Raw genomic sequence first — 12,420 nt, 5'->3', positions numbered from 1 at the left:
CCCTATAGTGCCTCGGTGACCGAAATCAGGATCGACTTCGACTTCGGCCATCCGCCCGCGATCGTCTGGCGGGCACTCACCGAGCGGCGGCAGCTCACCCGCTGGTTCATCCCCGGCGACCTCGAGCCCATCCAGGGCAGCCAGTTCCAGCTCTTGCCGGAGTCGCTGCCGGGCTTCGACGGTCCGATCTCGGGGCAGGTGCTGGAGGTCTCCGCCGAGCGCCGGCTCGTGATGCGGTGGAAGGGCGAGCAGTTGCACGCTCGGGTCACCTGGGAGCTCAAGCCCAGGCCCGAGGGGTGCCTGCTGATGGTCAGCCAGTCCGGGTTCCTCGGGGTGCGGGGCAGCGTGCGGCGCCAGGCGCTCGTGTCCACGTACGACCGGCTGTTCGGCGAGCGGCTCCCGGCCGTACTCGATGGGCTCGTCGGAAAGGGTGACGCGGTCGTGCCGCGACCGCCGCGACTGGCCGAGCCGGTCGCGCCCAAGCCGGACCGCCGCAAGCAGCTTCTGGCGATCGGGGCCGCCGCGCTGCTGATCGGGATGGTGGCCGCGCTCTTCGCCAACCTGCCGTCAGAGACCAGCACGCCCGCCGAGGCCCGTGCGAGCGAGACGAGCGGCGCTCCGGCGGCGTTCACGTCGACCACGGTCGCGTCCTCCTACACCACGGCCATCGACGCCACCCAGCGCCCGCCGAGCGCCTCGCCCTCCGCGACACCCAGCGCCCCCACCAGATCCCCCACGACCCGGCCGCCGAGCCCGTCGCCACGCGCCGAGCGGACTACGGCCGCCGCTCCGTCGCCCGCCGCACTGTCCGCCAGCTACTCCACGGTGTCGAGCGACCAGCTCCTGAGCTACCGCGGCCAGGTCGTCGTCCGGAACACCGGTGGTGCGAAGTCCGACGGCTGGACGCTCACCATCACCGTGCCGTTGCCGGCGATCGTGAACCGTGTGGAGGGACCGCAGCCGCGCCCGAGCGGTACGGCGTGGACCTTCAGCGGTTCGTCGGTGCCCGGGGGTGGATCGGCGAGAGTGGTCTTCGAGGTGGCACTCAATGTGCTCGGACCGGCTCAGCCACTCAGCTGCCAGGTGGATGGCGAAGACTGCGCGGGGTTGTAAGGCCGCTGCGGGCCGTATTACCAGGCAGCGGGGGTCCGTGATGGGTTGCGCCTGTCTGTAAGGTCTCCGGGTGAGCGAAATCCGGATGGATGTCGATTTCGAGCACCCGGCCGAGCGGATCTGGCGGGCGCTGACCGAGGAGAAGCTGCTGTCCCAGTGGCTCGAGCTGCCGAGGTTCACGCCGGTCGGTGAGGCCGAGGTGACCGGCGTCGAGGGGCAGCGACGGCTGGCGATGCTCTGGGGCAACGACGAGCTCAGCACCCGCCTGGTCTGGGAGCTGACGCCGACACCAGACGGCGCCACCCTGACCCTCCGCCAGTCTTGCGTCTACGGCGAGTGGGAGGACGAGGAGCGCGACGAGGTGCGCGCCGCTTACGGCGGGGTGCTGCACGAGCGGCTGCCGGCGATCCTCGACTGGCTGGCGTTCCAGGACGTCGACCTCAACGCGCCGATGCCAGGCAGCCCGGCCGAGCCGGTCACCGAAGTGATCCCATTCGTCGCTCCGGACAAACGCCGGCGCCGCGGCCGCCGGCTGGTGGCCCTTTCCACCGCCGCGCTCTTGCTGCTGGGGATCGTGGTCGTGGCCGCGCTGACGCAGACGGGCGACGAGGAGCCGGCCGCCGCAACCCAGACCGAGGACGCGGCCCTGCCACCGTCGGCGCCGCCGCCGGGCACCACCGCGCCGGGCGCTGTCGCCGGGTTGGGTACCGGGGCGCCGTCACCCAGCCTGTCCAAGAGCCCGTCGGCCACTCCCACCCCATCCCGGACACCGACCACCGCACCGCCCAAGGAGGGCACGACGGCGCCGGCTACGCCGGTCCTCGCCGCGGCGTACGAGACCACCGAGCAGGGGCTCCTCCGCGCCGGGTTCGAAGGCGAGGTGACCGTCCAGAACAGCGGGCAGGGGGCGGCGCAGCAGTGGGCCGTGATCGTCACCCTGCGCAGGGGAGCCCGGGTGACGGACGTCAGCGGCGCGCAGTTCAGCCAGGAGGGCAGCAGGGTGACCTTCACCGGCGGCTCCCTCGCCGCGGCGGCCTCGCTGACCTTCCAGTTCGAGGTCAGCTCCGCGTTGGGCGACAGCGGACCCACGTCCTGCGAGGTCGATGGGAAGGCCTGCTCCTAGGGCCTGTCTGGTGGGTCTTGTGGGTGCGAGGCGAGGTCCAGGCGGCGGTCCAGGGGTGGCGGGCGGAAGGTCGCATACCGGTGTTGTATGTGGCCTTTCGTCCGGTGCCGCTGGTCGTCGTCTGGACCCGCCGCAGCCCCACAAAGATCCGCCAGACAGGCCCTGCTCCGGCGCGGGCGGAATGTATCCGGTTGCCGGAGGCGTTAGGCTATCTGTCTGGAGATCCTTCGAGGGGGTGACTGGTTTCGACTTCGTACGTTGCGGCAGGGGAAGCGAGCCGAGGAAGCCGACGTCGTCTCGTGAATCGGTCGTCGGAAACCAATAAGCGCCAACACCAAGCGCGCTGACTTCGCTCTCGCCGCCTGAGGCGAGTAAGCGAGTCTGTCGGTCTGGAATCGCCTTCGGTCCAGTAACCGGCATCAGCTAGAAGGCTGGCCAACCGAGCCCGGTCGCGGGGCTCGTGCGGTGAGATAAATCAGCGACTGGGCCCGTCACACCGACTCGCTCGCGTGATCGGAGGGGCCGAGTAGAGACACAGCGAGCTGCGCTCGGAGAAGCCCTGACAATGCGCCGAAGGACCCGGGTTCGATTCCCGGCACCTCCACAAGCACCTGGTCGCCCCCTGTCCGCGGAGAACGCGGACAGGGGCGCTTGTTATGTCTGCTCCGGGGGCCGAGCCCCGGACGCCCCACGTGCGGTGGTTGCGGTTCGTGCGGTCCGTTGCGGCGTCGCTCCCCGGCGATGGCGCCGCTTCTCGCTTCCTGGGCCCCGCCGTAGCCGGCCCATGTTGTACCTGATGCGGGTGTTTCTCGTGGGTTGGATGAGCCAGCGCCGGGCTCTGGACACAGAGTGAGCGTGGAGCGACCATCTCCTAATAGCCCGTGGCGGGAGGTGCGTCATGTTGGCAGGACAGTCCTACTCAACAGCGGCGGAAAGCGCCGCTTCGCTCGCCGTCGCTCGGCGGCATCGCGTCGCGCTGCTGCACAGCATCCAGGCTTTCGCGCGGGCCCTCGCCGCGCCCGCCGGTGATCCCGGGTGGCGACCCAGGGTCAGCACGCGGCTGCTCGGGCTGCGCGGTGCGTTCGCCGAGCACATCGTGCTGACCGAGGGGCCCGACGGGCTGTACGCGGAGCTGCTCGACCACGCGCCCCGCCTCGCCCACGGCGTCCATGTGCTGGTCCGCGAGCACGCCGCCGTGGCCACCGCGATGTCCGCGTTGCAGCGGCAGGTGGACCAGCCCGGGCCGTCGGTGGAGGAGCTGCGGGCGTGCTCCAGCGACCTCCTGCGCGAGCTGTCCCGCCATCGCCAGCGTGGGGCCGACCTGGTCTACGAGGCGTACGAGACGGACATCGGCGGCGAGACCTGACCGTCCACCTGCGACGGTCGCGGCGGCTACGGCAGCTCGAACGGTAGCTTGATGCCCTCCAGCGCGTCCCCGCACGGGCAGCCGCGATCGGCCGGGAGTGCGGTGAGGGTGTCGAGGAGCAGGCCACGCATGCGGTCGGTGTTTTCCCGGAAGACCCGGAAGACCTCCTCCTGGGTGACCCCGTGGCCGCCCTCCACGCCCGCGTCGAGGTCGGTGACGAGCGCGATCGCGGTGTAGCAGAGGGCCAACTCGCGGGCGAGTACCGCCTCTGGGTGGCCGGTCATGTTGACCACAGTGCCGCCGATCGCCGTGAACCACCGCGACTCGGCCCGCGTCGAGAAGCGCGGCCCCTCGACCACCACCATCGTGCCGGTCGGCTCGGCCGCGATGCCGTGCCGCTCGGCCGCGCCGCGCACAGTCTCGCGTCCCACCGGGCAGTACGGGTCGGCGAACGAGACGTGCGCCGCGCCCTCGTCGTAGTACGTCTGGGTGCGCCCGCTCGTGCGGTCGATCAGCTGGTCGGGGATCACGAACGTACCCGGCCCCAACTCCGGCCGCAGGCCACCTACCGCGCAGGGCGCCAGGATCTGGCGTACACCGATGGAGCGCAACGCCCACAGGTTTGCCCGGTAGGGGATGCGATGTGGCGGATAGCGGTGATCTTTCCCATGCCGGGGGAGGAACGCCACGGTCCGGTCACCCACTTCGGCGATGGTGAGTGGGTCGGACGGCGGACCGTACGGCGTGTCGATGGTGAACTCTGTCGCGCCGTCGAGTAGGGCGTAGAGGCCAGAACCACCGATCACGGCAAACTCAGCGTGCGGGCTCACGAATGAGACCTTAACCAGTGGTAGACGCGCAAGCTATGGTGCGATGCATGGCGCACAAGTCCTGTTTTCCTGGCCCTCACGAGTAGCGGGGGCGTCCGTGCACGGAGAGGGGCAGCGGATCGGGGGCGGTCGATGGAGTCGATGACCGGGCAGCTACTGGTCGCGACCCCGGCCCTGAAGGATCCGAACTTCGACCGCACCGTGGTCCTGCTGGTCGCGCACGAGCCCGGCGGTGCGCTCGGCGTGGTACTCAACCGGGCCACCGAGGTGCCCGTTTCCGAGGTGCTCGGCAACTGGGGCACGATGGCGCGGGACCCAGCCGTCCTCTTCGAGGGCGGCCCGGTACAGCCTGAGTCCGCGATCTGCCTGGCCCGTACCCACCCAGGCGTACGGCGGGCCCGCGGCTTCCATCGCGTGTCCGGCTCCATCGGCACGGTCGACCTCTCTGTCGACCCCGAGTCGCTCCAGGACAGCCTCGCCGGCATCCGGGTCTTTGCGGGCTACTCGGGATGGTCGGGCGGGCAGCTCGAGGAGGAGATCTCGTCGGGCTCGTGGTTCGTCTTCGACGCGCTGCCGGGCGACGCGTTCGTCGAGCGCCCCGACGACCTGTGGCCGATGGTGCTTCGCCGCCAGGGCGGCATCCTGGCCGCGGTCGCCCACTTCCCGCCGGACGTCGCCCTCAACTGAGCGCACCCATTGGGGGCCCTGCGTGTTGGGACCTGCGAGATGACCGGCGGGGTAGGGGTGTGTAATATTGCGCGGGTGCCCGGGAGACCGGGGACGTTGGGGCCGTGGCGCAGCTGGTAGCGCACCACACTGGCAGTGTGGGGGTCAGGGGTTCGAGTCCCCTCGGCTCCACCAACGAAACACCAGGTCAGGGCACGTCTTCTGCTTATGTATGCGCTCATCGAGCGCTACCGCATTCCCGCAGCGTTCAGCAGCAGTGGATGTCGAGAACGGCTTGGCGGCTCCGTCTAGGGGTAGATGCGGTCATCCGTGGCCGTACCCACACGAGGAGACCCAGCATGACGATCCAGCGGATGGACAACGTCCTCATCGTTGTCGAAGACCTCGACGCTGTTATCGCGTTCTTCGTCGAGCTTGGCATGGAGCTGGAGGGCAAGGGGCCGATCGAGGGACGTTGGGTGGAGCGTGTCATCGGGATCGACGACGTCCGGCAGGACGTCGCGATGCTGCGGACCCCGGACGGCCACGGCCGGATCGAGCTGGCGATGTTCCACACGCCGAAGGTGATCCGCCCTGAGCCGAAGGACGCGCCGGCGAACACGCTGGGCATTCGTCGCGTCATGTTCGCCGTCGACGACATCGACGACGTCGTTGCCCGCCTGCGCGCCCACGGTGCGGAACTCGTCGGCGAGGTGGCGCAATACGAGGACATCTACCGGCTCTGCTACATCCGCGGTCCCGAGGGCATCGTCGTCGGACTGGCCGAGCAGCTCAGCTGAGACGACTCACGACCGTCTCACACCGCGTAGGTGGCGTTGAGTACCCGGTCGGGGCGGATGGGCAGATCGCGATGGCGGACGCCCGTGGCGTGCCAGACGGCGTTTGCCAGTGCGGCGGTGGCGCCGACGATGCCGATCTCGCCCAAACCTTTGACGCCGACCGGGTTGAGCTGGTCGTCGGGGTCGTCCACGAAAACGGCTTCGATCGACTGGATGTCCGCGTTGGCGGCGACGTGGTAGTTGGCGAGGTCGTGGTTGACGAAGTCGCCGAAGCGGGTGTCCATCGTCGACTCTTCCAGCAGCGCGATGGACAGGCCCATGGTCATGCCGCCGATCAGTTGCGATCGTGCCGTCAGTGGGTTGACGATCCGGCCGACGGCGAATGCCCCGAGCATGCGGGGCACCCGGACCTCGCCGGTGTGCGGGTCCACCGCCACCTCGACGAAGTGCGCCCCGTACGCGTGTCTGGCCAGGTCCGGGCGGGCGGCAACCGCCTTACCGGTGTTCGCCTGCGCCGTGGTGCCGGCGGCCGCGCCTTGGGCGAGCAGATCCCGGCACGCGGCCACGACCGCCCAGCTCCACGATGCGGTACCGCTGGATCCGCCGGCCACTGACGCGGGCCCGAAGTCGCTGTCCGCGATCAGGACGGTGACCTCGGACATCGGTACCTGGAGCGCGTCGGCGGCCACCTGCGTGAGCGCCGTGCGGGCGCCGGTACCGATGTCGGCGGCCGTGACCCGTACGGTGAACCGGCCGTCGTCCTCGGCGGTGACCGATGCGCTCGACGGGTTGGAGCGGGCCGGGTAGGTGGCCGCGGCGACGCCGGTGCCGCGCCACCAACGGCCGTCACGCCGGAGGGCGGGCCGCGGGTCACGCCCGGACCAGCCGAAGCGGCGGGCGCCCTCGCGCAGGCAGGCGACCAGGTTTCGGCTGCTGAACGGCAGGCCCGAGGCGGGCTCGCTCTCCGGCTCGTTCGCGATGCGCAACTCCACGGGATCGACGCCGCACGCGATGGCCAGCTCGTCGATCGCCGATTCGAGCGCGAACGAGCCGGGCGACTCGCCGGGCGCGCGCATCCAGCGGGGCGTCGGGACGTCGAGCGCGACCACGCGGTGCCGGGTGCGCAGCGCGCCGGACGCGTACATCGAGCGGGAGATCAGCGCGGTCTGCTCGGTGAACTCAAGCACCTTGGAGGTTTGCGACGAGGCCAGGTGGTCCAAGGCGACAAGCCGCCCGTCGCGGTGCGCGCCGAGGCGTACCCGTTGCACGATCGGGGTCCGGTAGCCGGTCAGCGCGTACAGCTGCGGCCGGGTGAGTACCACCCGCACCGGACGGTCGACGGCGGCGGCGCCCAGCGCGGCGAGCACCACGTGTGGGCGCGCGGTGCCCTTGTTGCCAAACCCTCCGCCGACGTGTTCGGAGACCACCCGCACCGCGTCGGGTTGGAGCGAGAACAGCCTCGTCAGCGCCTGTTTGACCGCGTACGCGCCCTGGCTTGAGTCGTGCACCGTGAGCCGCCCGTCGTGCCACTCGGCGACGGCGGCGTGCGGCTCCATCGGGTTGTTGTGCTGGGCCGGCGTCGTGTACGTCGCGTCGACCACCACCTCCGCTGTCGCCAGCGCGCCATCCACGTCACCCTTGACGGTCTCGGTCTCGTAGGTCGGGTTGATGTGGTCCGGGACGTACATCCGCGGGTGCTCCGCCCTGAACGCCGCGTCGTGCGACTCCACCTGGTACTCGATGCGCAGTGTCGCGGCGGCCTCGCGGGCCTCCTCGGCGGTGGTGGCCACGACAAGCGCCACGGGCCACCCCAGGTGGGGTACCCGCGGGTCCTGAAGCACCAGCAACGTCGCGTCGTCTGCCTCGCCGAGCCGCGGTGCGTTGCCGTGATGCAGCACCGCCAGGACGCCGGGTCGGGCAAGCGCTTCGCCATCATCCACACTGGACACACGGCCACGGGCGATGGTGGATTGCACCACCCAGCCGTAGGCGAAGCCGGCCACCGGGATGTCACCGGCGTACCGGGCGGCGCCGGTCACCTTGTCGCGGCCCTCGATGCGGACCACGGCTTCGCCGACGCTCATCCCGCCAGCTCCTCGAGCATCCGTACGACGATGGTGCGCACGAGCGGCACCTTGTATGCGTTGTCTCGCAACGGCTGCGCGTGGGCGAGCTCGGCGTCGATCGCCGACCGGTACGCCGCCTCGGTGGCCGGGCCGCCGATCAGGATCCGTTCGGCGGTGTGGGCTCGCCACGGACGCGACGCGACCGCGCCGAGGGCGATCCGCACGTCGCGTACCGTGCCGTCGGCCGTGTCGAGTGCCGCGGCCACGGAGCCGATCGCGAACGCGTACGAGGCCCTCTCGCGTACCTTGCGGTATCGGGAGCGGGCCGCCAGCGGTGACGGCGGCAGCGCCACGCCCGTGACCAGCGTGCCCTCGGGCACCGTCAGCTCCTGATCCGGCCGGTCGCCGAGCGGCCGGTAGAGATCCCCGAGCGGGATCGTGCGCATCCCGCCCCGCGGTTCGGTCACGTCGACGCGCGCGTCGAGGGCGGCGAGCGCCACCGCCATGTCCGACGGATGGGTGGCCACGCAATGCGGTGACGCGCCGAGGATCGCGAGGTTGCGGTGGTCGCCCTCGATGGCGGAACAGCCGGATCCCGGTTGCCGCTTGTTGCACGGCTTGGTGGGGTCGGTGAAGTAAACGCATCGCGTCCGCTGCAACAGGTTGCCGCCGGTCGTGGCCATGTTGCGCAGCTGGCCGGACGCGCCGTCCAGGATCGCCTGGGCTAGCGCCGGATAGCGCTCGCGGATCAGCGGATGCGCGGCGACGTCGCTGTTGCGCACCATCGCTCCGATGTAGACACCGCCGTCGGGCGTCTCGGTCACTTGGTCGAGCGGCAGGCCGGACACGTCGACGAGCAGGCCCGGCCGCTCGACGCCGAGCCTCATCAGATCGACGAGGTTGGTGCCACCGCCGAGGAAGCGGGCGTCGCGGTCCGCGGCGACGAGCCGGACCGCCTCCGCGACCGCGCCGGCCCGCACGTACTCGAACTCCCTCACGCCCGACCCCCGGCCACGTCGGCGATCGCGGCGACGATGTTGACGTACGCACCGCACCGGCAGAGGTTGCCGCTCATCCGCTCGCGGATCTCTTCGCCGTCGAGGCTCACCTTGGCGGCTCCCACGTCAGCGCTGACCGCGCTCGGCCACCCTGCCGCGGCCTCCTCGATCATGGCGATCGCGGAGCAGATCTGGCCGGGTGTGCAGTAGCCGCACTGGTAGCCGTCGTGCTCCAGAAACGCCCGCTGGAGCGGGTGCAGCTCCGTACCGTCCCCGACGCCCTCGATCGTGGTAACCGAGGCGCCGGAGGCCGCCACCGCGAGAATCAGGCAGGAGTTGACTCGCCGCCCGCCGAGCAGCACCGTGCACGCCCCGCACTGCCCATGATCACAGCCCTTCTTGGTACCGGTGGCACCGAGCCGTTCACGAAGCAGGTCGAGCAGGGACATCCGGTTGTCGACTTCCAGCTCGTGTGGCTCGTCGTTGACCACCAGCCGGACGGTGGAAACACCAATCCGTTGCGACGTCATGCCAGTCGACCATAGCGACCACGGGCGGCGCGCGACCGCGATTCGCCGGGATTGGCGGGCCCACCCACCCTTACCCGTCGGCCGCGCGCCCGCCCGAAACGCTGCTACTCCTTGGAGCGCTGGTTGATCCGGACCTGGTTACCGGCCGGGTCGCGGAACGCGCAGTCCCGCGTGCCGTACGGCTGGTCCATCGGCTCCTGGAGGACCTCGGCTCCAGATGCCCGCAGCCTCTCGAACGTCGCGTCGACGTCGTCGGCCTCCAGCACCAGGCCGGCCAGGGAACCTTTGGCCAGCAGGGCCTTGAGCGTCTCCGCGTCGTCGGCCGGGCGGCCCACGCCCACGGTCGTCAGGACGATGCCGAGCTCGGGCTGGGCGGGCGGCCCGACGGTCAGCCAGCGGGCGTTCTCCATGGCGACGTCCTGGCGCACTTCCAGCCCGAGGGCGTCGCGGTAGAAGGCCAGCGCGGCCTCGTGGTCATCGACTTCCAGAAACGTGTACTTCAGGGAAATGTCCATGGCCAGAACGCTACGAGGCAGGGCTGACCTGTGCTTCTCGATTCCTGACCGGCCTGGTCACGACTTTCGTCCAGCATCCCGCTAGCTGAGGCCGCGGCGGATGTGCCAGAAGGCGAAGGCCGCCAGCGCGCCACCCAGCAGCAGGTACCCGCCGAACTCCAGCCACTGGAAGGTCCAGTACCGGTTTGCCGGCTGGTACTTCACGGTGAAATGCAGGTTCATCTGGGCGAGGCAGGCCATGTCCCGGTCCAGCTCGCCGGTCAGGCAATCCCCGAGCTCGCCGCGGGTGACCTGCTCGCCGGACGCGTCGAAGAGGGGGACGCGGTTGGACATCATCCAGGCGCCGGGGATCGTGCCCTGGTACCCGTTGATGGTGACGCCCCCGCCCTCGGAATTCCCGGCGCTGAACTCGGTGACCCTCGTGTCCGGCGTGAATGCCACCGACTCGGTGACCGCTGGCCGCAGGTGCGGGCGGATCGCTGTGGGCACCAGGATCTGGAGCACGGCGAACACCGCGAGCGTGATGGCCATCGCCGGGATGGCGCGGCGGGTGAGCAGGCCGATGGCGGTGCCGGCGGTGACGGCGAACGCGGCGTACCCCAGCGGCACGATGTTGCGGGTCGGGAAGAGCAGCGGGTCGAAGCGGCCGGCGAGCAGCTCGTCGTACGGGCTCGCGGCCCAGGTCAGCAGCAGGCTCAGCGCGGCGGCCAGGGCGATGCCGGCCAGCGTGACGAACGTGAGTTTGACCGCGAGCCAGCGGGTACGGGTGATGCTCTGGCTCCACACCAGGCGGTGGGTACCGGTCTCGATCTCGCGAGAGACGAGCGGCGCACCCCAGAACGCGCCGATGAGCGCCGGCACCAGCACGACAAGAAGGCCGCTGAGCAGCAGTGGGCCGAAGTGGGCATCCTCCATGGCATCGCGGGCGCTGCTCAGGGAGCAGGCGGCGGCGCAGTCCGTGACGTACGCCGCGTACGTGTCGCGGATCCGCAGGCCGAGGAGCACCAGGAAGACGGTCAACGCGGCGAGGGCGGCGAGCGCGATCAGCGCTTGACCGCGAAACTGGCGCCAGGTGAGCCAGATCATCGTTGTGCCTCCAAGGGCTGCTCGGCGTAGCCGCGGATGGGAGCGCCGGCGGTGACGCGAGCGGCCCGGGTCAGGTAGGCGAGGACCATGTCCTCGAGGTCGATGCGCTCCACGTCCGCAGCGGGAACGAGCTGGGCGAGCACGCCGGTGGTGTCACGGACGACAAGGGTGCTCTGGCGGGTGGTGTGGTCGGCCTGGATGACCTCGATGCCGGGCGGCAGGGCGTCCAGCTCGCCCCGGGCCCCGATCACCCGCTTGTGCACGTCGAGCAGGTCTTCGACGTCGCCGACGAGCTGGACCCGCGAACCGGCCAGCACGACGAGGTGGTCGCACACCCGCTCCAGGTCAGCCAGCAGGTGTGAGGAGAGGATGACCGTGACCTCGAGCTCGGCGACGAACTCCATCAAGCTCTGTAGAAACGCCCGGCGGGCCAGCGGATCGAGCGCGGCAACCGGCTCGTCGAAGATCAGCAGCTGTGGGCGCTTGGCGGCGGCGAGCGTGAGGGCTAGCTGGGCCCGCTGCCCACCGGAGAGGCGGCCGGCCTTCTGCGCGGGGTCGAGACCGACCTGCTCGACCCGCCGGCGGGCGAGCGCGGCGTCCCACTTCGGGTTGAGCCGCGCGCCGAGGCGCAGGTGGTCGGCGACCGACAGGCCCGCGTACACGGGGGTGTCCTGCGCGACGAAGGCCACCTTCGCCAACTGCGTCGCGCTCGCCGCAGGCCGGGCGCCGAGCACCTCGATCGTGCCCGCCGTCGGGGCGATGATGCCCGAGGTCAAGTTGAGCAGGGTGGACTTGCCCGCACCGTTGGGCCCCACCAGGCCGACGATCCGCCCGGCGGGGATGCTCAGCGTCGCCTCGGTCAGGGCGGGACGACGGCCGTATCGCTTGGTCAGGCCGTCGGAACGCAAGACCGGTGTCATCGGGTCACCTCTGTGGCCTCTCGGAAGGTGGTCATGAAAAGGGCCTCGATGCTCTCCGCGTCGAGACCCGCTCGGCGGGCCTTCGCCAGCCAGGCGTGCAGCTCCGCGCGGAGCGGCTCGTGCGCGGCCAGCGACTCGTCGGCCAGGGAGCGGGTCACGAACGTCCCCACCCCGGCCGGGGCGTGACAAGGCCGAGGTGCTCCAGCTCGCGGTAGGCCTTGAGCACGGTGTTGGGGTTGATCGCGAGCTTGGCCACGACCTCCTTGACCGTCGGCAGCTTGTCGCCGACCGACAGCAGGCCGAGCCGGAGCGCGCGCTGGACCTGCTGGACCAGCTGCTGGTACGGCGACACCCCGGAGCGGAGGTCCAGATGGAAGTCGATCACAATTCCCTACTTTAACTAGGCT

The 12,420-nt window shown here is 70.5% G+C and carries 12 protein-coding genes, 1 tRNA gene, 1 other RNA gene and 1 pseudogene; 7 read left to right on the top strand and 8 right to left on the bottom strand.

The window, feature by feature from the left end; translation table 11 throughout:
- Nucleotides 1–15: 15 nt before the first annotated feature.
- The 4 genes from Pflav_RS29050 (at nucleotide 16) to Pflav_RS29035 (ending at nucleotide 3,602) form a co-directional block, all read left to right on the top strand.
- Nucleotides 16–1,113, top strand: a complete 1,098-nt coding sequence (locus Pflav_RS29050; RefSeq protein ID WP_173039751.1) for an SRPBCC domain-containing protein — start codon at nucleotides 16–18, stop codon at nucleotides 1,111–1,113.
- Nucleotides 1,114–1,183: 70 nt separating this feature from the next.
- Nucleotides 1,184–2,236 (top strand): cellulose binding domain-containing protein, encoded by a 1,053-nt coding sequence (locus Pflav_RS29045; RefSeq protein WP_173039749.1) that lies wholly within the window; start codon nucleotides 1,184–1,186, stop codon nucleotides 2,234–2,236.
- 231 nt (nucleotides 2,237–2,467) lie between these two features.
- Nucleotides 2,468–2,843: a transfer-messenger RNA gene (ssrA, locus tag Pflav_RS29040) on the top strand.
- Nucleotides 2,844–3,134: 291 nt separating this feature from the next.
- Nucleotides 3,135–3,602: a hypothetical protein gene (locus Pflav_RS29035; RefSeq protein ID WP_232072059.1), complete on the top strand. Its 468-nt coding sequence runs from the start codon at nucleotides 3,135–3,137 to the stop codon at nucleotides 3,600–3,602.
- A gap of 26 nt (nucleotides 3,603–3,628) precedes the next feature.
- On the opposite strand, the gene Pflav_RS29030 is transcribed toward Pflav_RS29035, so the two are convergent.
- Complete coding sequence (locus tag Pflav_RS29030) at nucleotides 3,629–4,432, bottom strand: S-methyl-5'-thioadenosine phosphorylase (protein ID WP_173039747.1); 804 nt, start codon at nucleotides 4,430–4,432, stop codon at nucleotides 3,629–3,631.
- A gap of 132 nt (nucleotides 4,433–4,564) precedes the next feature.
- Between Pflav_RS29030 and Pflav_RS29025 the strand changes: the two genes are divergently transcribed.
- The 3 genes from Pflav_RS29025 to Pflav_RS29015 all read left to right on the top strand — a co-directional run bounded on the left by Pflav_RS29025 (nucleotide 4,565) and on the right by Pflav_RS29015 (nucleotide 5,898).
- Nucleotides 4,565–5,119: a YqgE/AlgH family protein gene (locus Pflav_RS29025; protein ID WP_173039745.1), complete on the top strand. Its 555-nt coding sequence runs from the start codon at nucleotides 4,565–4,567 to the stop codon at nucleotides 5,117–5,119.
- A 98-nt stretch (nucleotides 5,120–5,217) separates the two neighbouring features.
- Nucleotides 5,218–5,293 (top strand) — tRNA-Ala (locus Pflav_RS29020).
- A gap of 164 nt (nucleotides 5,294–5,457) precedes the next feature.
- Complete coding sequence (locus Pflav_RS29015; protein WP_173039743.1) at nucleotides 5,458–5,898, top strand: VOC family protein; 441 nt, start codon at nucleotides 5,458–5,460, stop codon at nucleotides 5,896–5,898.
- A 17-nt stretch (nucleotides 5,899–5,915) separates the two neighbouring features.
- On the opposite strand, the gene Pflav_RS29010 is transcribed toward Pflav_RS29015, so the two are convergent.
- The 7 genes and pseudogenes from Pflav_RS29010 to Pflav_RS28980 all read right to left on the bottom strand — a co-directional run bounded on the left by Pflav_RS29010 (nucleotide 5,916) and on the right by Pflav_RS28980 (nucleotide 12,398).
- Nucleotides 5,916–7,982 (bottom strand): xanthine dehydrogenase family protein molybdopterin-binding subunit, encoded by a 2,067-nt coding sequence (locus tag Pflav_RS29010; RefSeq protein WP_173039741.1) that lies wholly within the window; start codon nucleotides 7,980–7,982, stop codon nucleotides 5,916–5,918.
- Nucleotides 7,979–8,962 (bottom strand): FAD binding domain-containing protein, encoded by a 984-nt coding sequence (locus Pflav_RS29005; RefSeq protein WP_173039739.1) that lies wholly within the window; start codon nucleotides 8,960–8,962, stop codon nucleotides 7,979–7,981. Before Pflav_RS29005 ends, Pflav_RS29010 begins: the two co-directional genes overlap by 4 nt.
- The gene (locus Pflav_RS29000) at nucleotides 8,959–9,492 is read right to left on the bottom strand and encodes a 2Fe-2S iron-sulfur cluster-binding protein (RefSeq protein ID WP_173039737.1); all 534 of its coding nucleotides are present in this window, start codon (nucleotides 9,490–9,492) and stop codon (nucleotides 8,959–8,961) included. Before Pflav_RS29000 ends, Pflav_RS29005 begins: the two co-directional genes overlap by 4 nt.
- 104 nt (nucleotides 9,493–9,596) lie before the next feature.
- Nucleotides 9,597–10,007 (bottom strand): VOC family protein, encoded by a 411-nt coding sequence (locus tag Pflav_RS28995; protein WP_173039736.1) that lies wholly within the window; start codon nucleotides 10,005–10,007, stop codon nucleotides 9,597–9,599.
- 81 nt (nucleotides 10,008–10,088) lie between these two features.
- Nucleotides 10,089–11,093 (bottom strand): ABC transporter permease subunit, encoded by a 1,005-nt coding sequence (locus Pflav_RS28990; protein ID WP_173039735.1) that lies wholly within the window; start codon nucleotides 11,091–11,093, stop codon nucleotides 10,089–10,091.
- Nucleotides 11,090–12,013, bottom strand: coding sequence for an ABC transporter ATP-binding protein (locus Pflav_RS28985; protein ID WP_173039734.1), 924 nt, complete (start codon nucleotides 12,011–12,013; stop codon nucleotides 11,090–11,092). Before Pflav_RS28985 ends, Pflav_RS28990 begins: the two co-directional genes overlap by 4 nt.
- Nucleotides 12,010–12,398: pseudogene (locus Pflav_RS28980) on the bottom strand (GntR family transcriptional regulator). The gene Pflav_RS28985 and the pseudogene Pflav_RS28980 overlap by 4 nt, the downstream one beginning before the upstream one ends.
- Nucleotides 12,399–12,420 lie beyond the last annotated feature (22 nt).

Origin of the sequence: Phytohabitans flavus, from assembly GCF_011764545.1 — a bacterium.
GTDB classification, from domain to species: Bacteria; Actinomycetota; Actinomycetes; order Mycobacteriales; family Micromonosporaceae; genus Phytohabitans; species Phytohabitans flavus.
The sequence above is the reverse complement of the archived record's forward strand: the minus strand, read 5'-3'. Positions and strand labels throughout refer to the sequence as shown.